The following is a 20,076-nucleotide window of genomic DNA, read 5'->3' as shown; positions in this document are numbered from 1 at the left end:
CCTAAATAATTTTGTAATGAAAACATGTCTTCTCTCCCGTATGACAAGCAGGTCCTACTTGCTTTACGACAACAACGATTGAATCTTGATCACAATCTAAATAAAGAGATTGCACATATTGGACATTTCCTGATGTTTCTCCTTTATTCCATAACGACCTTCTTGAACGAGAATAAAACCAAGTTCTTTTCGTTTCTAGCGTTTTTTCATATGCTTCTTCATTCATATAAGCTAGCATTAAAACTTCTTTTGTCCCTTCTTCCATTACAACTGCTGGTAATAATCCTTTTGAAAAGTTAGGTTTCATAACCGCACCTCAATGTTTACGTTTCTTAATTTTCTCTTTACGTCCTGCACTGTCGCCTCACCATAATGAAAGATGGATGCTGCTAACGCTGCATCGACTGTTGTTTTTTGAAAAACTTCTATAATGTGATCAGCATGACCACAGCCACCTGACGCAATGACTGGTACGGAAACACTTTTTGAAATTTCTTCTGTTAAACGAAGGTCATATCCATTTTTCGTTCCATCTGCATCCATACTCGTTAACAAAATTTCGCCTGCCCCTAGCTCGGTAACGCGCTTTGCCCACCCGATTGCATCCATTCCCGTATCAACTCTTCCGCCATTCACATATACATTCCACTTATCTTCTGCTACTTTTCTAGCATCAATTGCTACTACAATACATTGTGAGCCAAAGTGTTCTGCCCCTTCTTCGATTAATTTTGGGTTTCGCATTGCTGCTGAGTTAATTGAAACTTTATCTGCCCCAGCTCTTAATAAATTGTACATATCTTTAACACTTGAAATCCCCCCGCCAACTGTAAGAGGAATAAATACTTTTGATGCTGTTTTTTCTACAACATCTATAATCGTTTTTCGTCCTTCATGCGTTGCCGTAATATCTAAAAATACTATTTCATCTGCTCCCGCCTCATTATATAGAGCGGCTATTTCAACAGGATCACCGACATCTTGTAATCCTATAAAATTTACACCCTTTACGACTCGCCCTTCTTTCACATCTAGACATGGAATAATGCGTTTTGCTAACATAACTTCGTTACCTCTAACACTTCTTCTAAATCAATCGTTTTCTCGTAAAGAGCCTTACCAATTATGACGCCATATATATTCATATCATTTAATTTTTTCACATCTTGAATAGAGGCCACTCCTCCAGAAGCAATAAGACGAATAGCAACGTTTTTTTGTAGTAACTCCAATTGCTCTACATTCGGCCCTGCAAGTGTCCCGTCTTTCGAAATGTCTGTAAACACAATCGTTTGAACACCTACATTCTCCATTTGCTTCGCTAAATCAATGTAAGAAATTTCAGACACATCAAGCCAGCCTCTCGTTGCTACGAAACCATTTTTCGCATCAATGCCAACAATGATTTTCTCTTTATATAGAAGAACTGCTTCTTCTAAAAATGCCTTATCATAAAGAGCAGCTGTTCCTAAAATCACTTTATCTACACCTACTGACAATAACTTCTCCACCACTACAAGTGAGCGAATTCCTCCTCCAACTTGGACAGGAATACGTACTGCCTTACAAATTCTTTCAATAACGAGAAAATTTACTGACTCCCCAGCAACTGCACCATCTAAATCAACAATGTGTAGTGTTTTCGCTCCCAATTTTTCAAATATAATCGCTTGTGCAACCGGATTTTCATTCATTACTGTTTCTTTACTAAACTCGCCTTGATAAAGTCTAACGCATCGACCTTCTTTTAAATCGATAGCTGGGAAGATTTCCATGCTTCTATCACTCCTTTGAAATTTTTCAACATTTGCATCCCAATGTCACCACTTTTTTCAGGATGAAACTGTGCGCCGTATATATTTCCTTTTGCTACAAAACCAGGTACTTTCACCCCATATTCACTTATTCCATACACAATTTCATTTGGACAATCTGCGTAATAAGAGTGGACATAATATACGAAAGAACCATTCTCTACTCTATTCCAAAGTGCTATTTCTCCCTCTTTCTTTAACTCATTCCATCCCATATGAGGAATTTTATAAGGAACCTTTAACTTTCGAATAACACCTGGCAATAAACTTAATCCGTTACAGTCTTGTAGTTCCTCACTTTTTTCAAATAAAAGTTGCATTCCTAAGCAAATGCCCAGAAGCGGTTTCCCTGAAATCCCGACTTCTTTTAACACACGCACTAAATCTTTTTCTTCCAATACATCCATCGCTTTTGGAAATGCACCTACTCCTGGTAAAATCACTCCATCACTTCTAAAAATCTCTTCTTTATCACTCGTTACGATGTACGCTGCTCCAATATATTTTAATGCTTGTTCTACACTACGAATATTTCCCATTCCATAATCTATAATAGCAATCAATTACAACATCCCTTTCGTTGAATTTACACCAGTAATGTTGGCATTTTTTTCGACTGCTTCTCTAAGCGCTCGACCAAACGCTTTAAATAATGCTTCAATTTTGTGATGTGTATTGCTTCCGTATAAAATGCGAGCATGTAATGTAATATTGGCAGCATGAGCAACTGCTCTAAAAAACTCTTCCGTTAGTTCTGTATCAAAATCCCCTAGCTTTGGATTCGTTAATTCTCCTTGAAATACAATATACGAGCGTCCACTTATATCAATTGCGACAAAACCTAAAGACTCATCCATCGGTACATATGCGGAGCCGTAACGGTTAATCCCCTCTTTACTTTGCAAGGCTTCTTTCAAACAATTCCCGAGTACAATTCCAACATCTTCAACTGTATGATGCGCATCAACAAATACATCGCCTTCCGCCTCCACTTGTAAACCAAATCTTCCATGCCTTGCAAATAAAGTTAGCATATGATCAAAAAATCCAACTCCCGTTTGTACAGAAACGCCCTTTTCCTCATCAAGCTGTAAACTTAATTTTATTTTTGTTTCTGTCGTCTCACGTATTTGACTAGACTCACGCATTATTCTTCCTCCTCAAATCTTATTTGAATTGCTCTCGCATGCGCATGTAACCCTTCTTTATTGGCAAGTTCTACAATATGATGTTGTACATCTCTTAACGCTTCCTCCGTATAAGACAGAAAGCTTGATTTTTTCACGAAATCATCGACTGATAACGGTGAAAAAAATCTTGCCGTTCCACTTGTCGGTAACACGTGATTCGGTCCTGCTAAATAATCACCGAGCGGTTCTGGTGCGTATGGTCCAAGAAAAATAGATCCTGCATGTTTCACATAAGCTAGAGCACTCATCGGTTCTTTTATATGTAACTCTAAATGTTCTGGAGCGATTTCATTCGACAATTGTAGTGCCTTCTCTAAAGAAGGAACAATACAAATAGCTCCATTTCTATTTATTGATTCACGTGCAATTTCGCTTCTTGGTAATGTTTCCAACTGTCTTTCTATCTCTTTTTCTACTTCTTTTGCTAACTCTGTATTCGTTGTAATACAAATTGCTGTTGCTCTCTCGTCATGTTCTGCTTGTGACAGTAAATCAGCAGCGATATATTTTGCATTACCGGTTTCATCAGCAATAACTACTATTTCTGACGGTCCAGCAATCATATCGATATTTACTATTCCGTATACTTCTCGTTTCGCTAGAGCGACGTATAAATTTCCTGGTCCAACTATTTTATCCACTTTCGGAATCGATTCCGTCCCATACGCTAAAGCAGCAATTGCTTGCGCACCACCTATCGTATAAATTTCATCTACTCCTGCAAGGCTTGCAGCAACTAAAATATGTGGATCAATTCCTCCTTCTCTTGGCGGTGTTACCATTACAATCTTTTTCACACCAGCGAGTTTTGCTGGTAATACATTCATTAACACTGACGAAGGATACGAAGCAGTTCCGCCTGGCACATATACTCCTACATTCTCTAATGACCGAATGATTTGTCCTCTAATGATGCCTTTACTCGCGCAATCGAATATAGATTGCCTTTTTTGCTTTTCATGATATGAAATAATGTTTTTCTTCGCCTCTTGTAACGCTTCTAAAAATGAATTCTCGACAAACATACTCGCTTGTTTTATTTCTTCTTCACTTACGCGAAATTCTTTAACCTTTACACCATCAAACTTTTTTGTATAAAAAGATAGGGCCTCATCCCTACTTTCCCTTACATTTTGAACGATTTCACTTACACTTCTTTGAACAGTTTCTTCTATTATATTAGCGTTTTCTCGTAGCAATTTTATTTTCGATAACGCCTCTTTGAAATCTTCATAAACGATTTCCATTTTAATCCCCCTATTTTCCTGATAAAATTTCTTGTTCCATCATATTTACAATACTAAATATTTCGTCTTTTTTAGTTTTTAATGCAGCCTTATTTACAATCATTCGAGCGGATATAGAACACATTTCTTCAAATACAATGAGCCCGTTTTCTTGTAATGTTTTTCCTGTTTCAACAATATCAACAATCGCATCTGCCAATCCAAGAATAGGCGCAATTTCTACCGAACCTTCTATTTTTATAATTTCTACATCTTCTCCTTTATCATGAAAATAGTTAGAAGTAATATGTGGATATTTCGTCGCAATACGTTTCTTCCGGTAGCTCTTCGCGTTATAAGTAGGAATAGAAGCAACACAAAACTTACACACACCTACTCCTAAATCCAACATTTCATAAATATCTTTCTCGTTTTCCATTAAAACATCTTTTCCAACGACTCCAATATCAGCTACTCCATGTTCCACATAAGTAGCAACATCTACTGCTTTCACTAAAATAAATGAGATATCTGTATTTTTACTTTGAAAGACAAGCTTTCTTCCTTTATTTTTGAGTTCTGAACAATCAATTCCAATTTGCTCAAAGAGCGGAATCACATGTTTTTCTAATCTTCCTTTCGTTAACGCAATTTGAATGTTACGCATGAAGTTTCTCCTTCTTTCTGGACTACCCATTTTTCTTTCCACACATATTCCACTAATGATTCATTCTTTGCCTCAACGACCGTTCCGATTTGATTTTTTCTTGCAAATTGAAAGGTGTCATTTACATTAGAGAATAAAGATAGCTCTACTTTTTTTCCGTCCTTTTGAAGTAAACTTCGTAATCGTTCCGCTTCTGCTAATCTATTTAACTCATAATGAATGATAATATCTATTCTCTTTCGTTCATATGGCTCTTGTTGCTCTTGTAGTGCCTTCACAATTTGATTGACTTGCACCGCGAGTCCAACAGCCGGCAACATTTCTCCAAAATTTCCAATTAGCTCATCATATCTTCCGCCACTAACAATTTCTTCCCCAATTTCATATATATACCCTTTGAAAATAACACCTGTATAATAATCCAAATGTTGAATCATACCTAAATCAATTGATATGTAAGATCCATAGCCTAGTTTTTCAATCGCTTCATATATTTCTTTCACTCTTGCAATAGCCATTTTCATTTCATTACTTGAGGCGAGTTTTTCTGCCTCCTCAATCACTTCTAAATTCCCAAAAAGCCTTGGTAATTTCTCCAATAATCTTACTGTTTCATCACATCGATCTAATTTCTTTTCTCTAATAAAATTTGATAGCGCAGCATAATTTTTACTTTCAATATACGTTCTAAGTACTTTCTCTTCTTCCTCATGAATAGAGAGCTTTTTTACAATACATTTATATAACTGCACTTGCCCAATCTCTATTGTAAAAGATTGTACTTTCAACTTTTGAAGTGATTGAATAACGCTTATGACACATTCAATTTCCGCTCTTACATTATCAATCCCGATAATTTCAATACCACTTTGTACAATCTCATTATATTTTCCAGTAAGAGACTCATTTGCTCGAAATACATTCCCGCTATACGTTACTTTAAGTGGCGTATCACATCTCTGCGTTCCCATCACTCTCGCTAAAGGAATTGTCATATCTGGACGCAAGACGATAATCCGTCCCTTTTCATCAAAAAATTTATACATCTTTTCTTCATCTATCGGTCTATTTTGAAAGGCAAACACATCATAAAATTCAATTGTAGGTGTCCTTATTTCTTCATAACCTCTCTCTAAAAAAGTACGCCTTAATTTTTGCTCCACTTCTTCAATTAACGTACATTCTTCGAATAAATAATCTCTCGTTCCATTTGGGTTTGCACGCTTCCATTTTGTCATCTAAATTCTCACACCTTTCCCTTTCTAATGTATGCCTATTTCATTCACCTAAACCGAAAATAAAAAGAGCCTTGTAGACAAAATACCTACAAGGCTCTTTAGTAGAGTGTAGGTACAACGGGAATAACCCTTGTGCCTACACGTTTTCACGCTAGGTTCAAGGGCTTTATGTATGATGATGTAGTTGTGTAAGCATTTTAATAGATTGCATTGTTTTCATAATACTTACTCCCTTTCTCCTCTGATTTTTACATAGTATATAATACTTAATTCTGAATGTAAATACATTTTGAACATTCCGTTATTTCTTAATATAAAGCTACTTTCCTTTCATATTCTACAATTTCTTGTTCATATTGCATCGTAATACTAATTTCGTCTAGACCATTTAATAATTTCTCTTTCCACATTTTCTCGATTGTAAAATGAAGCCTGTGCGTACTCGTTGTAATTACTTCATTCTCTAAATCTACTTCTATTTGTTCTCTCGCATCCGTTTTGGCAAGTTGTTCGCGCATTTCTTTATCCATTACAATTGGTAACATACCATTTTTCATACAATTCATATAAAAAATATCTGCAAACCCGCCAGCGACAATAACGCGAAAACCATAATCAGCAAGCGCCCACGGAGCATGTTCTCTTGAAGAACCGCAACCAAAATTATCACCTGTAATTAATATGCTTGCCCCTTTTCTATCTTGTGCATTAAGTGGAAAATTAGGGTTTTCATGGCGGTTATTATCAAAACGCCATTCATCGAATAAATATTTGCCAAATCCGGTCCTTTCAATTCTCTTTAAATATTGCTTCGGAATAATTTGATCTGTATCAATGTTATCATTCATTAGTACTGCGGCAGTACCTTTATGAATACGAAACGGCTCCATCATAACTCTCCTTTCTAGTATCAACAAAATGACCATATAACGCAGCTGCTGCCGCCATTGCTGGGCTAACCAAATGTGTTCGCGCTCCTTTTCCTTGTCTTCCTTCAAAATTACGGTTTGAAGTGGAAGCACAATGTTCTCCTTCAGGTACTTGATCTGGATTCATTCCAAGACACATTGAACATCCAGGTTCTCTCCATTCAAATCCAGCTTCTTCAAAGATGTGATGTAGTCCTTTTTGCATCGCAGCTTCTCTTACTCTTTTCGATCCAGGCACAACGAGTGCTCGCACACCTTCTTTTACCTTTCTCCCTTTCACAACAGATGCAGCAATTTCTAAATCAGAGAGCCTGGAATTTGTACAAGATCCAATAAAAACATGCTGAACTGGAATGTCATACGTACTTTGTCCAGGGCTTAATCCCATATAAGAAAATGCTCTTTCGTCATTTGCATCATGCTTTTCTGGCAATTTTTCATCAATACGAACACCCATACTCGGGTTTGTTCCCCACGTAACGTACGGTGCTAAATCCGCCACATCTATCAAAATATGTAAATCATAAATTGCATCTGAATCTGTATACAGTTCAGACCATTTTTTCTCGAAAGTTTCATAGTCTTTCGGTGCATATTTACGTCCTTTTACATAAGTAAATGTTTTTTCATCTGGTGCTATAATGCCAGCCTTCGCTCCTCCTTCAATTGCCATATTACAAAGCGTCATTCTCTCTTCCATCTCCATAGCTCCAATTGTCTCTCCGTAAAATTCCATTACGTATCCAGTTCCAACTGCTACACCGTACTTTGAAAGGAGATGCAAAATAATATCTTTTGCGTAGACACCTTTCTGTAATTTCCCTTTTAACTCAATGCCCATCGCTTTCGGTTTACGTTGCCATAACGTTTGCGTTGCCAATACATGTTCCACTTCACTCGTACCAATGCCGAATGCTAACGCACCGAACGCACCGTGCGTTGCTGTATGACTATCACCACAAACAATTGTTTTTCCTGGCTGCGTGAGCCCTAGTTCTGGTCCGATAACATGAACGATCCCTTGCTCTTCATCCCCGATATCCGCTAACGGTACCTGAAATTGTTTACAGTTTTCCCGAAGTGTATCTAGTTGCTGCTTCGCAATGCGATCCGTAATATTCCAAACATCTTTCGTCGGGATATTATGATCCATCGTTGCGAATGTTAAATCTGGTCTGCGGACCGTTCGATTTGTAAGCCGCAAGCCTTCAAAGGCTTGCGGTGACGTTACTTCGTGAACAAGATGCAAATCAATATATAATAAATCCAATCCATTTTCGTTTGTCGTAACTACGTGTCTTTCCCAAAGCTTATCTAGCAACCTTTTCCCCATTATCTCCCTCTCCCTACTAGCGCTTGTTCTTCCATTTCTTGCATAACTGCCTTCGTAAATGAAGTTGTCGTTTCAGTCCCTCCGATATCTGCTGTACATTTTCCTGATTTAAGGACTGCAGAAATTGCGTCTTCAATTGCACACACTTCTCTCGTTAATCCGAACGATTGCCCAAGCATCATGGCAACGGAGCGCATCATGGCAATTGGATTTGCCTTATTTTTTCCGGCAATATCCGGTGCTGATCCGTGAATAGGCTCGTATAATGAAGGTCCCTTTTCCGCATGACTTGCTGATGGAAGCATTCCTAATGATCCAGCTAATACGGAAGCCTCGTCACTTAAAATATCCCCAAATAAATTTTCCGTTACAATTACATCAAACCGTCCTGGATTCCGAATTAACTCCATCGCAGCTGCATCTACTAAAATATGTTCTAGTTCAACGTCCGGATAACGAAGTGCTACTTCTTCTGTCACAGTCCTCCATAGTTTACTAGATTCTAAAACATTCGCCTTATCAATAGATGTTACTTTTTTCTTCCGCTTACTTGCTAATTGAAAAGCATAAGAAACGATACGTTCAATTTCATGGCGATGATACGTAAGTGTATCTGTTGCTACTTCGTCCGTCCGTTCTTTCGGATAAGAAAAATAAATCCCACCTGTTAACTCACGAACGACAACGAAATCAATTTCATCAGCCTTTTTTAATGGCGATAAATGTGCCGTTGCACTTTCTACCGTTACAGGGCGAACGTTCGCAAATACACCGAGCCCTTTTCTTAAAGCTAATAATCCTTTCTCCGGTCTTTCTTTCGCACCGTCCCACCTTGGTCCACCAACCGCTCCAAGTAAAACCGCATCACTTGCTAAACAAGCAGCAAGCGTTCGTTGTGGTAATGGTTGCCCATTTAAATCGATAGCACTCCCGCCAAAGTACTCGTCTTGTAAGTGAAAATGATGTCCATATAACCTCTCTACCATATGCAATACTTCTTTCGCGCTTTCCATAATTTCCGGACCAACACCATCACCAGCTAAACAAACGATACGTTTTTCCAATTTCAACACTCCTTTTAACTGAATTTTCAGAACTTTGATTTGATAGGTAAGGAAACTTCCCTCTCACCTACCAAACACTTATTTCACAAGCGCTATAAGAGATTTTAATTTCCCTGCTGCATGGACATATGCTCTTGCCGACGCTTCCAATACGTCTTGCGCAACACCAAAACCTGATACTTGATGCGTTCCTTCTCTTAATTCAACATGAACATGAGCTAGTGCGTCTTGACCTTGTGTAATAGATTGTATGCGATAATCCGCCAATTCACATTCTAATCTTAAAATTCTTTGGATTGCATTATAAATTGCCTCAATACTACCAGAACCAGTAGCTGCATCTTCGTATACATTTCCTTCCTCGTCTTTTAGTACAACTGTCGCGCATTGTGTACTATTTGATACGAAATGTACTTGTAGTTGCGTAATGTTATATTGCTGAGCCGCAAATGCTGCTTCCCCAAGCATAAGCGCACGTAAATCTTCCTCAGTAATTTCCTTCTTACGATCAGCTAATTTTTTGAATGCTTCAAACACCGCGTCTCGTTCTTCCTTTGTAAATTCATAGCCAAGCTCTTTCATTTTTTCTGTAAATGCGTGACGTCCAGAATGTTTTCCAAGTACGAATAGATTTTGAGATTCGCCTATTAGCGCTGGTTCAATTATTTCATATGTTGTCACTTCTTTTAAAACACCATCCTGATGAATTCCAGATTCATGAGCAAATGCATTCGCTCCAACGATTGCTTTATTTTTCGGTACAACCATACCTGTTAATCTGCTTACTAATGTACTCGTCGCTTTAATTTCTTTTAGCGTCATAGAAGACTCCGCTTTATAGAAATCTTTTCTAATATGAAGAGCAACTGCGACCTCTTCTAGCGCCGCATTCCCTGCTCTTTCTCCAATTCCATTAATTGTTCCTTCTACTTGCAATGCTCCGCCTTCAACCGCAGCTAGCGAATTTGCTACAGCCATCCCAAGATCATCGTGACAATGACAAGAGAAAATTGCTTTTTCATAGGAAGGAACGGCTTCTTGTAAGTATTTAAAAAGAGAATAATATTCTTCTGGATTCGTATATCCAACTGTATCTGGAATATTAATTACATTCGCTCCTGCACGAATCGCAACTTCTACTGCTTCAGCTAAAAAATCCCTTGCTGTCCTTGTCGCATCTTCTGCAGAAAATTGTACTGTCGGAAATAATGATTTCCCGAGTGTAACCGAGCGGTAAATACTATCTAATACATCTTCTTTTGACATACAAAGCTTATATTTCATATGAATATCACTCGTAGCTAAAAATACGTGTAAACGGGGAGATACAGCACCTTTCACCGCTTCATATGCCCTTCGAATATCATTTTCTTTCGCTCTAGCTAAACTCATAACTGTAGCATTTTGAATCGTATTTGCGATGCGTTTTACCGATTGAAAATCCCCTTCGGAAGCTGCTGCAAAGCCAGCTTCCATGACATTAATACCTAGTCTCTCTAATTGCCTTGCAATTTGCAATTTCTCTTGTTCATTTAAATTCACTCCTGGTGATTGTTCGCCATCACGTAGCGTTGTATCCATGAACAAAATCTGCTTCATATTATTTGATCCCTGCCTTTACTCGCGGCTGCACGAAAGGCATCATTTCACGTAATTTACGTCCAACTACTTCGATTTCATGTTCATTCTCTTTCTCATTTGTCGCATGGAAATTTGGTTTTCCTGCTTTATGTTCTGCGATCCAGCCTCTCGCAAACGTACCATCTTGAATTTCTGCTAGCACTGCACCCATCGCTTTCTTCGTATCTTCAGTCACAACGCGTGGTCCTGATACGAAGTCGCCCCACTGCGCTGTATCTGAAACTGAATACCTCATATTTTCAAGTCCGCCTTCATACATAAGGTCAACGATTAGTTTTAGTTCATGTAAACATTCAAAATATGCAAGTTCCGGCTGATATCCGGCATCAACTAACGTTTCAAATCCAGCTTTTACTAGCGCAGTTACTCCGCCGCAAAGCACAGCTTGCTCTCCAAATAAATCTGTTTCTGTTTCTTCTTTAAATGTTGTTTCTAATACACCAGCTCTCGTCGCTCCAATTCCATCGGCATAAGAAAGTGCCTTTTCAGTCGCAACTCCTGTTGCATCTTGATATACTGCAAATAATGCAGGAACAGCTCCTCCTTCAGCAAACGTACGACGTACGAGATGCCCTGGTCCTTTTGGTGCTACTAGAAATACATCTACATTTGCTGGTGGTTTCACTTGATCAAAGTGAACATTAAATCCGTGTGCAAAAACGAGAGAATTTCCTGCCTGTAAATTCGGCTTAATTTCCGCTTCATATACTTCTGGCTGCAGTTCATCCGGTAGTAAAATCATTACTACATCAGCTTTTCCCGCTGCTTCTGCTACTGTATATACAGAAAATCCATCTTCTTTCGCCTTATCCCAAGACTTCCCTTTTCTTAAACCTACTACTACATCAAATCCGTTATCACGTAAGTTTTGCGCATGCGCATGACCCTGCGATCCGTATCCAATGATTGCTACTTTCTTTTCTTTTAATACATTTACCATTACATCTTTCTCATAATAAACTTTTGCCATTTTCATTTCCCCCTATATTTAAATGATTATTGAATTAACATAACTTGCTTATCTTGTTTTTTCATACTACGCGTAAATGCTGTTACACCTGTTCTAGCAATTTCTTTCAAACCGTACGGACGAAGTAATTCAATTAATGCTTCTACTTTCTCCTGCGTACCAGTTACTTGCACAACTATGGAATCCTTCCCAACATCTATTACAGCGGCTCGAAACGGTTCAATTAAACTATATAATTCTGCTCTTGCTACTGATGTTGCGACTTTAATAAGTGCAAGTTCTCTTGCGATCATCGCTTCTTCTGTAATATCTGATACTTTCAGAACATCAATTTGCTTATGAAGTTGTTTAATTAACTGCTCCACTTGCTGTTCATTTTCAACGTGTACAACAATCGTCATCCGCGATATATCTGATGATTCTGTATGACCTACTGAAATACTTTCAATATTAAAATGTCTTCGTGTCATAACACCTGTAATTCGGTTTAACACACCACTTTGATTTCGAACTGTCGCTGTAACAATTCTCTTCACCTTTTTTCCACTCCCTCCATTTGGTGAACTCCTTTCCCTGGTGCAACCATCGGCATTACCTTTTCTGATTGAAGTACACGGCAATCAATTACGACTGGTTCTTGTAATTTAATCGCCTGCTGTATTTGCTTCTTTGCAAGAAGTGGATCATCTATGCGCACTCCTTTTATGCCATATGCATTCGCAAGAGCAACGAAATCTGGTTGACACGATAGTAAAGAGTGCGAATATCTTTTGTTATAAAATTCATCTTGCCATTGTCTTACCATTCCTAAAGCTTCATTATTTAAAATAAATACTTTAACAGGTAAAGAGTGTTCTTTTAACACACTTAATTCTTGCAAGGTCATTTGAAATCCAGCGTCACCGACAATTGCAATAACTAGTTCTTCAGGCTTTGCAATTTGTGCACCAATTGCTGCTGGAAATCCGAATCCCATCGTCCCTAATCCCCCTGAAGTTACCCATTTATCTGGGTTTTTCAACGGATAATATTGGGCTGCCCACATTTGATGTTGCCCAACATCTGTTGTTACAATCGCTTCTCCTTTCGTAATTTCATATAACATATCAATTGCATATTGAGGCTTAATACTTTCTGAATTTCGTTTATAAGATAGTGGATACTTTTCTTTTCTACTCTTTAATAAAGAGAGCCACTTATGATGATTTTCTTTCCTTCCTTCTGGTTGAAGTAATACTTCTAGCGCTCGCTTAGCACTTGCAACAATAGGAATTTCAGTCGGTACATTTTTTCCGATTTCCGCTGGATCAATATCGATATGCGCAACGGTCGCCTCTTTAGCAAAATAAGCTAAATTTCCAGTAAGGCGATCATCGAATCTTGCACCTATATTAATAAGTAAGTCGCATTCATATAACGCCATATTAGCTGTGTAAGAACCATGCATCCCTCCCATCCCTAGAAAAAGCTCATCATCCGGCGGAAAACCACCAAGACCAAGTAATGTATGCACAACAGGAATTTCATATTTACGAGCAAAACTTGTTAATTCTTTCGAAGCTTTCGCATGCAATACACCTGCTCCAGCTAAAATTAACGGTTTTTTTGAAGTCTCAATTGCTTGTAATAATTTGTTTATTTGGAGTAGATTCGGTTCATAATTAGGGTTGTATCCTGGTAAATCCATTTGTACGTCATTACATCGTTCTCCTTGCTCTACTACCATATCTTTCGGAAGGTCAATAACGACTGGGCCTGGTCTTCCTGTTCTAGCAATATGAAATGCTTCTTTAATAATTCGAGGTAAATCTGAAGCCTTTCGCACTTGATAGTTATGTTTTGTCACCGGCATCGTAAGCCCCATAATATCCGCTTCTTGGAAAGCATCACTTCCAATTAACGTTGTTGCTACTTGCCCTGTAAATACAACAAGTGGTAATGAATCAATCATCGCATCTGCTAGACCCGTAATAACATTTGTAGCACCTGGTCCACTCGTTGCAATGACAACCCCTGGATTACCAGTAATTCTGGCATACCCTTCAGCGGCGTGAATAGCTCCTTGCTCATGCCTTGTTAAAATATGCGGAATTTCACAGTCATAGAGTGCATCATAAAGAGGTAAAACAGCACCACCAGGATAACCAAAAATCACCTCTACTCCTTCCTTTTCTAGCGCTTCTAACAATAGCTGTGCACCAGTTGCCAGTTTCTCTTCCGTTTTTGAAGACATTGTTCTTATAAGCCCCCTTTTTGAAAACTTTTATCAATAAAAAAAATCCTACGTCCACACTCCAGCTATGTGCTGAAGGGACGAAAGATTTCGCGGTACCACCCTTCTTTGCAAGAATACTCTTGCCTCAGTGACCCATAAATGAGTCTAGCTAATAACGGAGCTACCGTCTAAGCCTAGACAAACGCTTCAGCTTAGCACTCAAGGGCGATGTTCGTCGACGTGAACCATCGGTTTTCAGCAACCACCGACTCTCTGTGAGGCTTCACAATCAACTACTCCTCCCTCTCAACGCTTTCTTATGTTATAAAAAGTTGTTATCCAACTTTATTTTCTTCATAAATCTTCTCTCCATCTTCTATAACTAACTTTCGGAATTCTTCTAATAAACGATTCGTATGTGGACCTGTTTGCCCTAAACCAATCGTTCTACCATCTACTGTCGTAACAGCAATTACTTCAGCAGCCGTTCCTGTTAAAAATACTTCATCAGCTACATATACATCATGTCTTGTAAATAACTCTTCTCTAACGTCATATCCAAGTTTTTCACCGATTTCTAAAATAGCGTTTCGTGTAATACCTTCTAACGCTCCAGCAGAACTTGGGGGTGTAATTAATTTATTTCCTTTTACAATAAACACGTTATCTCCTGAGCCTTCAGCTACGTATCCTTGATCATTTAACATAAGTGCTTCTTGTACTCCAGCTAATTTCGCTTCAATACGAACTAAAATATTGTTTAAGTAATTTAATGATTTTACTTGAGGCGACAAAACATCTGGACGGTTTCTGCGCGTTGCAACTGTTACCACCGGAATCCCTTTTTCATAATATTCTTGAGGGAATAAAGATAGTTGTTCTGCAATTACTACTACATTCGGTGTCTTACAAGAATCAGGATCTAATCCAAGATTTCCTGCTCCTCTCGATACAACAAGGCGAATGTATCCATTAGATAATTTATTTTGTCGAATCGTCTCAACAACAATATTCGTTACTTCATCTAAAGAATATGGAATTTCTAACATGATGGATTTTGCTGATTCATATAACCGGACAAGATGCTCTCTCAAACGGAAAACATTACCGCTATATACTCTAATTCCTTCAAATACTCCATCGCCATATAAATAACCATGATCATATACTGAAACTTTTGCCTCGTCTTTTGGAACAAATTCTCCATTTAAGAAAATCCATTGCTCGTTCACTGGAAAGCGCCTCCTATGTTCTATGAATTTTTTATTGTTTCCTAGTTTACTCTCCTTTCTAAATAAATCAAGTTAATTTTTAGAAAATTTATAATTTTTAATCGTACGTACATCTTTGATTATATTGATTTAACAGCATTGTTAACGTTTACAAAAAGTCAAAATTTTTTTTTCGCCAATTTTCACTAAAAAAAATATTTGTTTAAAAGAAGGATTTTCATCAATTGATACGAATCTATTGTATTCAATAAACGGACGTCCGTTTTTATAAATTCGGGAATATATAACGACTTTTGCTGAAAAAGGGGGAAAATAATAAAAATAACGCTGTCTAAAAATAACATTCATATTTTTCATCTCGCAATCATAATCCTATTTTTAAAAAACAATTTGTCAAAATGAAGGAGGAAATCAATATGGCGTGTGTACAAATTAAAGGAACGAGACAAGAGGTAGTAGAAATGCTTCAACTATTTGATCTAATGGATACGAAAGGTTTTTGTAAATTCGATAATTATGTAGAAGTAGAACCAAATAATAAAGAACATAATAATTTTATTGCTTCCATCGACATTCATTCAAATACTTCTTCTGCCCAAGATACTTTAAACGATCAATTCGTAAGTCAAATGCTTACTGGTGTATATAACGACTAAGTAAAGTGACACTTTACTCAGTCCACCTGTAAATATCAGGATAAATATATGCGATGTACTTGATTATACTAGCAAATAGATGGTAGAAAGTGCGAATTATGGCTAGAATTGGCGTTGAAAACTCATTAATAGATGTTAAACAAGGACATGAAGTTATTACCCTCAACTCAGAACATGATGCACAAGGGTGTGATTGTTGTATTGTAACTGAGCAAGATTTTAATATGATGGGAATTGCAGATGCATCAATCAAGGGATAGGTAGTTGTAGCTCATGGTTTAACAACAGATGAAATTTGTCAGCACGTTGAGAGCCGTACTTAAATGTATTATACAAAAAGAAAGAGGACTCCTTTTGAAAAGGAGTCCTCTTTTTTATATTCACCTAACGGGAAAGTAACATATACTGGATGAAAGCCCTACCTCTCTCTCATCATTACGGTTCCACTGACCGCTCCTTGATTCACTAGTATACCTATAAAGCCTACACTTATAATTTATAGGGTTTGTTCACAAAAGTTGTTGGTAAGACTACCCGATCTTTCGCAAACTTTTCGTATTATATTTATAAGATTTATTTACTTTATACTAGCTGTAACCGAGACACGAATTAAAATTTTAACACCAATACAATAACTTGTCAACATTTTGTACAAATTAAAAACAGACAGTAACGGTTTGTCTGTTTTAGAATGGAGCTTTTTCTTTTATTACATATACAACAAAACCGCTTACTAACATACATAAGCCAAATACTAAGTTTTTGATATTAATCATAAATTCCTCTCCCTTATTCCACACATCATATATATTTACAGTTCAATTATTCCGATCATCCTAAAGCGCACTTTTTCTAATATATCATAATTCCTAAAAAATGCAAGTTCACTTTTGGCGACCATTTACAAATTTATCTACAGTGCTTGGTACAGTATTTAAAGCCTTTTCAATTAAATGTGTACTACTATTGAGGTGCAATACTTGCACACCGTTTGAACCAACTACTAAAAAAGCAACTGGGCTAATAGAAACCCCAGCCCCGCTTCCGCCTCCAAATGGGTGACTTTGCTTATTCTCTTTATGCTGCCCTTGTCCGTTATTATGTTTTTCGGAAATAAAATCACCTTTAAAGTCACTTCCGCCAGCTCCAAAACCAAAAGCCACTTGAGATACTGTTAATACTACATTTCCATCAGCTGTTGAAACTGGACTTCCGACAATCGTATTTACATCTACCATCTCTTTTAAATTTGTCATTGCTGTTTTCATTAAATTTTCAATTGGATGTTCCATTATGTATTGCACCCTTTCCTCATTATTCTTTTTTATACTTTCCAAAATAGAGGAAGTCATACTAACTTTTCCTATTTCAAAAAAACAATTTCTCCCTTCTAAATGGATATTACTCCCTGTACATACTCGGATAAAGTGAAACTTTAATCAGTGAGGGTTTTCTTCATCCCCCACTGATTATTAGCCCTCACCAATCGGACTTTAATGGGCAGCCCGACCCCCACCTAACTTCTTTGCTTTCGCTGAATTTTGAGGTGGGGGGCTTACTGCCCATTAAAGCGGGATAAAAAAGAAAAAGAGATACATACTACTATTGAACCTTGTTATGAAAGGAGTCATGACTTTGACTGAGAAATTTGATGAGTATAAAAAAAGAGATAGAATAGATAGTGATTATAGTGACTATAAAGAAGAATATGCAGCTGAGGTTGCACCACAGCGCATGGATTATGATTACGATGAGAAAGATCATAAAGATGATGTAAGATCGTCCGCCGCTGGATCAACTGCTGGCTTTATCGCTCTTGCCCTATCTATCTTATCACTCTTTACCTTCCCAACATTATTTGGTCTTGTTTCTGTATTACTAGGAATTTACGCTTATAATCGCGGAGCTACTGTAACTGGTGGTATCGCTGCGATTGTCGGCGGAATTGCAGCACTCATTGCAATTTTATTCCGAGTAGCACTTGTCGGATTATTGTTCTCCCTTTTTTAAAAAGAAAAAGGTATCTCGCTTATGCGGGATACCTCATCCTGTAAATACATCTTCCGATGGATATTTAATTTTTTGTTTTGCTGGTCGCGCTAAAGAAAACACAAGTGTTAACGGTCCAATTAATCCGCAAAACATAACAAACATAATAATACATTTTCCAAACGCTGATAACTTTGCAGTAATCCCCATCGTTAACCCTACTGTTCCAAACGCTGAAATTGTTTCAAATAGTAACTGAATAAAGCTGAAGTTTTCTGTAAGCATTAATAAAAATACTGCTGCAAAAATGAGTATTTGACTGGCAACAGCAATGGCTAACGCTCTCGTTACTGTTGACATTTTAATTGTGCGCTGAAATAAAACGATTTCCTCTTTTTTTCTAAAGAAAGAAAGGACAGATGTAACTAAAATAACAAACGTTGTTAATTTAATCCCTCCACCTGTTGATACACTTCCTGCACCAATAAACATTAAAACCATCGTAAATAATATAGATGATTCTTCCATTCCCCCGTAGTCAACTGTATTAAATCCAGCAGTACGAGGAGTAATACCTTGAAAGAAAGAAGCCCATAACTTTTCATTTAAAGGTAAATTCCCTAACGTCTTCACATTATTATATTCCAATACAAAAATCACAATCATCGCTATCACATTTAGCGCTACCGTTCCAATAATCATGATTTTGGAATGAAGTGATAATTTTCGAAAACTACGGCTATACCATATATCAATTAATACAGTAAAACCGAGACCACCAATTACAATTAATGAGCAAATCCCAATATTAATAATAGGATCTCCTACATACCTTGTTAAATTATCCGGCCATAAAGCAAATCCAGCATTATTATAAGAGGCAATAACGTGAAAAATGCTATAATATACACCTTTTCCAAAGCCAAACTCTGGAATAAAACGAAATGATAAATAGATGACTCCAATAAGCTCAATACAAATTGAAAATATAAAGACACGTTTTACTAATTTTACGAGACCACCTATATTTGTCTGATTAAATGCCTCTCCAATTAATAAGCGATGGCGTAATCCGATTTTTTTACCTAATACCCAAACAATTAAAATGGCAATTGTCATAAGACCTAAACCACCTGTTTGAATTAAAAACATAATAACAATCTCGCCAAACATCGTAAACGTACTTGCAGTATCTACTACTCCCAATCCCGTTACAGTTGCTGCTGACGTTGCCGTAAAGAAAGCATCTACCCAACTAATATGTACTTTCGTTGCAAGTGGTAACTTTAATAACAAACCTCCAACCACAATTAAGCAAAAAAAACCTAATGCTAATATTTGTGGTGGATTTAATCGTATAAAACGATTATACAGACCTTGTCTTTTTGTTACTTCCATTTCACTAACTCCCTTTTCCCCTCATAAATAAAAGCTTATAAGAAACCTTAAACAGCGGGATAAACCTTATATTCTTATAATATAGTTGAGCATAATCCTTTTTTTCCTAGTTTTCAACTTTTATTTATACTCGAACTTCATTTCATTTATGACAAGACACTTTCTATTATATTTCTTCTTACTCTACAACTCTTGCAATAATCATTTTATATGTATCGTTTCACAAATCCTCATATCTTTCACTCTATGTTCACATGGGGGTCACATCTACCTTTTATAGTATATGTATCGGAGCTGTTCCTCCCTAATTTATAAGACATTCCCCAGTGTCTTGAACAGCTTTCCATCCCTAATTAAATTGACATAAATTGTCCCCTTCCTTGACCATCTCTTATGTGATGGTCTTATTTTTTGTTTACGCTACCTCTTATATAAAACTCCCTCTCTCTTTCACTCTATGTTCACACCTTGGTCACATCCACCTTTTATAGTATATGTATCGAAGTTGTTCCTG

The 20,076-nt window shown here is 37.2% G+C and carries 22 protein-coding genes, 1 pseudogene and 1 other annotated feature; of the genes and pseudogenes, 3 read left to right on the top strand and 20 right to left on the bottom strand.

All coding sequences use genetic code 11. The features are described from left to right. Nucleotide 1: 1 nt before the first annotated feature. The 17 genes from hisI to FS742_RS28215 form a co-directional block, all read right to left on the bottom strand. Complete coding sequence (hisI, locus tag FS742_RS16995) at nt 2–307, bottom strand: phosphoribosyl-AMP cyclohydrolase (protein ID WP_073517398.1); 306 nt, start codon at nt 305–307, stop codon at nt 2–4. Next, nucleotides 304–1,062, bottom strand: coding sequence for an imidazoleglycerol phosphate synthase cyclase subunit (gene hisF / locus FS742_RS16990; protein ID WP_144613821.1), 759 nt, complete (start codon nt 1,060–1,062; stop codon nt 304–306). The genes hisI and hisF overlap by 4 nt, the downstream gene beginning before the upstream one ends. After that, complete coding sequence (gene hisA / locus FS742_RS16985; protein WP_144613819.1) at nt 1,056–1,775, bottom strand: 1-(5-phosphoribosyl)-5-[(5-phosphoribosylamino)methylideneamino]imidazole-4-carboxamide isomerase; 720 nt, start codon at nt 1,773–1,775, stop codon at nt 1,056–1,058. The genes hisF and hisA overlap by 7 nt, the downstream gene beginning before the upstream one ends. Beyond that, nucleotides 1,748–2,377 (bottom strand): imidazole glycerol phosphate synthase subunit HisH, encoded by a 630-nt coding sequence (hisH, locus tag FS742_RS16980; protein ID WP_144613817.1) that lies wholly within the window; start codon nt 2,375–2,377, stop codon nt 1,748–1,750. The genes hisA and hisH overlap by 28 nt, the downstream gene beginning before the upstream one ends. Then, nucleotides 2,378–2,962, bottom strand: coding sequence for an imidazoleglycerol-phosphate dehydratase HisB (hisB, locus tag FS742_RS16975; protein WP_144613815.1), 585 nt, complete (start codon nt 2,960–2,962; stop codon nt 2,378–2,380). Continuing rightward, nucleotides 2,962–4,251 carry a histidinol dehydrogenase gene (gene hisD, locus FS742_RS16970; protein ID WP_144613813.1) on the bottom strand — a complete coding sequence of 430 codons (1,290 nt, stop codon included), beginning with the start codon at nt 4,249–4,251 and terminating at the stop codon, nt 2,962–2,964. Before hisD ends, hisB begins: the two co-directional genes overlap by 1 nt. Nucleotides 4,252–4,261: 10 nt before the next feature. Continuing rightward, on the bottom strand, nt 4,262–4,897 hold the full coding sequence (gene hisG / locus FS742_RS16965) for an ATP phosphoribosyltransferase (RefSeq protein WP_144613811.1): 636 nt from the start codon (nt 4,895–4,897) through the stop codon (nt 4,262–4,264). Beyond that, the gene (gene hisZ, locus FS742_RS16960) at nt 4,873–6,135 is read right to left on the bottom strand and encodes an ATP phosphoribosyltransferase regulatory subunit (RefSeq protein WP_144613809.1); all 1,263 of its coding nucleotides are present in this window, start codon (nt 6,133–6,135) and stop codon (nt 4,873–4,875) included. Before hisZ ends, hisG begins: the two co-directional genes overlap by 25 nt. Before the next feature lie 308 nt (nt 6,136–6,443). Beyond that, complete coding sequence (leuD, locus tag FS742_RS16955; RefSeq protein WP_144613807.1) at nt 6,444–7,025, bottom strand: 3-isopropylmalate dehydratase small subunit; 582 nt, start codon at nt 7,023–7,025, stop codon at nt 6,444–6,446. Continuing rightward, a complete protein-coding gene (gene leuC, locus FS742_RS16950; RefSeq protein ID WP_144613805.1) occupies nt 7,003–8,397 on the bottom strand; it encodes a 3-isopropylmalate dehydratase large subunit in 1,395 nt (464 codons plus the stop codon). Before leuC ends, leuD begins: the two co-directional genes overlap by 23 nt. Further along, nucleotides 8,397–9,461: a 3-isopropylmalate dehydrogenase gene (leuB, locus tag FS742_RS16945; protein WP_144613803.1), complete on the bottom strand. Its 1,065-nt coding sequence runs from the start codon at nt 9,459–9,461 to the stop codon at nt 8,397–8,399. The genes leuC and leuB overlap by 1 nt, the downstream gene beginning before the upstream one ends. Nucleotides 9,462–9,539: 78 nt before the next feature. Continuing rightward, nucleotides 9,540–11,060: a 2-isopropylmalate synthase gene (gene leuA / locus FS742_RS16940; RefSeq protein ID WP_144613801.1), complete on the bottom strand. Its 1,521-nt coding sequence runs from the start codon at nt 11,058–11,060 to the stop codon at nt 9,540–9,542. A 1-nt stretch (nt 11,061) separates the two neighbouring features. Continuing rightward, on the bottom strand, nt 11,062–12,072 hold the full coding sequence (gene ilvC / locus FS742_RS16935) for a ketol-acid reductoisomerase (RefSeq protein ID WP_144613799.1): 1,011 nt from the start codon (nt 12,070–12,072) through the stop codon (nt 11,062–11,064). A gap of 26 nt (nt 12,073–12,098) precedes the next feature. Next, on the bottom strand, nt 12,099–12,608 hold the full coding sequence (ilvN, locus tag FS742_RS16930; protein WP_000822948.1) for an acetolactate synthase small subunit: 510 nt from the start codon (nt 12,606–12,608) through the stop codon (nt 12,099–12,101). Further along, nucleotides 12,605–14,305 carry an acetolactate synthase large subunit gene (ilvB, locus tag FS742_RS16925; RefSeq protein ID WP_144613797.1) on the bottom strand — a complete coding sequence of 567 codons (1,701 nt, stop codon included), beginning with the start codon at nt 14,303–14,305 and terminating at the stop codon, nt 12,605–12,607. Before ilvB ends, ilvN begins: the two co-directional genes overlap by 4 nt. A 73-nt stretch (nt 14,306–14,378) precedes the next feature. Beyond that, nucleotides 14,379–14,606 (bottom strand) — a binding site (T-box leader). A gap of 16 nt (nt 14,607–14,622) precedes the next feature. Continuing rightward, on the bottom strand, nt 14,623–15,519 hold the full coding sequence (gene ilvE, locus FS742_RS16920) for a branched-chain-amino-acid transaminase (RefSeq protein ID WP_144613795.1): 897 nt from the start codon (nt 15,517–15,519) through the stop codon (nt 14,623–14,625). A gap of 141 nt (nt 15,520–15,660) precedes the next feature. Then, the gene (locus FS742_RS28215) at nt 15,661–15,876 is read right to left on the bottom strand and encodes a hypothetical protein (RefSeq protein WP_144613793.1); all 216 of its coding nucleotides are present in this window, start codon (nt 15,874–15,876) and stop codon (nt 15,661–15,663) included. Between the two features lie 59 nt (nt 15,877–15,935). On the opposite strand from FS742_RS28215, the gene FS742_RS16910 reads away from it, so the two are divergent. Both FS742_RS16910 and FS742_RS16905 read left to right on the top strand, forming a co-directional pair. Beyond that, nucleotides 15,936–16,175, top strand: coding sequence for a DUF3911 family protein (locus FS742_RS16910; RefSeq protein ID WP_000752504.1), 240 nt, complete (start codon nt 15,936–15,938; stop codon nt 16,173–16,175). Between the two features lie 98 nt (nt 16,176–16,273). Continuing rightward, a pseudogene (locus FS742_RS16905) lies at nt 16,274–16,432 on the top strand (YkuS family protein); the annotation flags it as partial. Nucleotides 16,433–16,861: 429 nt separating this feature from the next. Here FS742_RS16905 and FS742_RS16900 read toward each other — a convergent pair. After that, entirely contained in the window at nt 16,862–16,951 is a 90-nt protein-coding gene (locus tag FS742_RS16900; protein WP_144613789.1) for a phosphoribosyl-ATP pyrophosphatase, read from the bottom strand. A gap of 108 nt (nt 16,952–17,059) precedes the next feature. After that, a complete protein-coding gene (ytfJ, locus tag FS742_RS16895; RefSeq protein WP_002096773.1) occupies nt 17,060–17,527 on the bottom strand; it encodes a GerW family sporulation protein in 468 nt (155 codons plus the stop codon). Between the two features lie 265 nt (nt 17,528–17,792). Here ytfJ and FS742_RS16890 point away from each other — a divergent pair, with 265 nt between their 5' ends. Next, nucleotides 17,793–18,185, top strand: coding sequence for an imidazole glycerol phosphate synthase (locus tag FS742_RS16890; protein ID WP_144613901.1), 393 nt, complete (start codon nt 17,793–17,795; stop codon nt 18,183–18,185). A gap of 33 nt (nt 18,186–18,218) precedes the next feature. Here the strand turns inward: FS742_RS16890 and FS742_RS16885 are convergent, their stop codons facing one another. Continuing rightward, nucleotides 18,219–19,562 (bottom strand): TrkH family potassium uptake protein, encoded by a 1,344-nt coding sequence (locus FS742_RS16885; protein ID WP_144613787.1) that lies wholly within the window; start codon nt 19,560–19,562, stop codon nt 18,219–18,221. Nucleotides 19,563–20,076: the final 514 nt, after the last annotated feature.

The organism is Bacillus cereus, assembly GCF_007678085.1.
GTDB lineage: Bacteria > Bacillota > Bacilli > Bacillales > Bacillaceae_G > Bacillus_A > Bacillus_A cereus_BE.
The sequence above is the reverse complement of the archived record's forward strand: the minus strand, read 5'-3'. Positions and strand labels throughout refer to the sequence as shown.

Coding starts and splice junctions, on each gene's coding strand:
- hisI (WP_073517398.1), bottom strand. CDS start 307: ATGAAACCTAACTTTTCAAAAGGATTATTACCAGCAGTTGTAATGGAA.
- hisF (WP_144613821.1), bottom strand. CDS start 1,062: ATGTTAGCAAAACGCATTATTCCATGTCTAGATGTGAAAGAAGGGCGA.
- hisA (WP_144613819.1), bottom strand. CDS start 1,775: ATGGAAATCTTCCCAGCTATCGATTTAAAAGAAGGTCGATGCGTTAGA.
- hisB (WP_144613815.1), bottom strand. CDS start 2,962: ATGCGTGAGTCTAGTCAAATACGTGAGACGACAGAAACAAAAATAAAA.
- hisD (WP_144613813.1), bottom strand. CDS start 4,251: ATGGAAATCGTTTATGAAGATTTCAAAGAGGCGTTATCGAAAATAAAA.
- hisG (WP_144613811.1), bottom strand. CDS start 4,897: ATGCGTAACATTCAAATTGCGTTAACGAAAGGAAGATTAGAAAAACAT.
- hisZ (WP_144613809.1), bottom strand. CDS start 6,135: ATGACAAAATGGAAGCGTGCAAACCCAAATGGAACGAGAGATTATTTA.
- leuD (WP_144613807.1), bottom strand. CDS start 7,025: ATGGAGCCGTTTCGTATTCATAAAGGTACTGCCGCAGTACTAATGAAT.
- leuC (WP_144613805.1), bottom strand. CDS start 8,397: ATGGGGAAAAGGTTGCTAGATAAGCTTTGGGAAAGACACGTAGTTACG.
- leuA (WP_144613801.1), bottom strand. CDS start 11,060: ATGAAGCAGATTTTGTTCATGGATACAACGCTACGTGATGGCGAACAA.
- ilvC (WP_144613799.1), bottom strand. CDS start 12,072: ATGGCAAAAGTTTATTATGAGAAAGATGTAATGGTAAATGTATTAAAA.
- ilvB (WP_144613797.1), bottom strand. CDS start 14,305: ATGTCTTCAAAAACGGAAGAGAAACTGGCAACTGGTGCACAGCTATTG.
- FS742_RS28215 (WP_144613793.1), bottom strand. CDS start 15,876: ATGAAAAATATGAATGTTATTTTTAGACAGCGTTATTTTTATTATTTT.
- FS742_RS16910 (WP_000752504.1), top strand. CDS start 15,936: ATGGCGTGTGTACAAATTAAAGGAACGAGACAAGAGGTAGTAGAAATG.
- FS742_RS16900 (WP_144613789.1), bottom strand. CDS start 16,951: ATGATTAATATCAAAAACTTAGTATTTGGCTTATGTATGTTAGTAAGC.
- ytfJ (WP_002096773.1), bottom strand. CDS start 17,527: ATGACTTCCTCTATTTTGGAAAGTATAAAAAAGAATAATGAGGAAAGG.
- FS742_RS16890 (WP_144613901.1), top strand. CDS start 17,793: ATGAAAGGAGTCATGACTTTGACTGAGAAATTTGATGAGTATAAAAAA.
- FS742_RS16885 (WP_144613787.1), bottom strand. CDS start 19,562: ATGGAAGTAACAAAAAGACAAGGTCTGTATAATCGTTTTATACGATTA.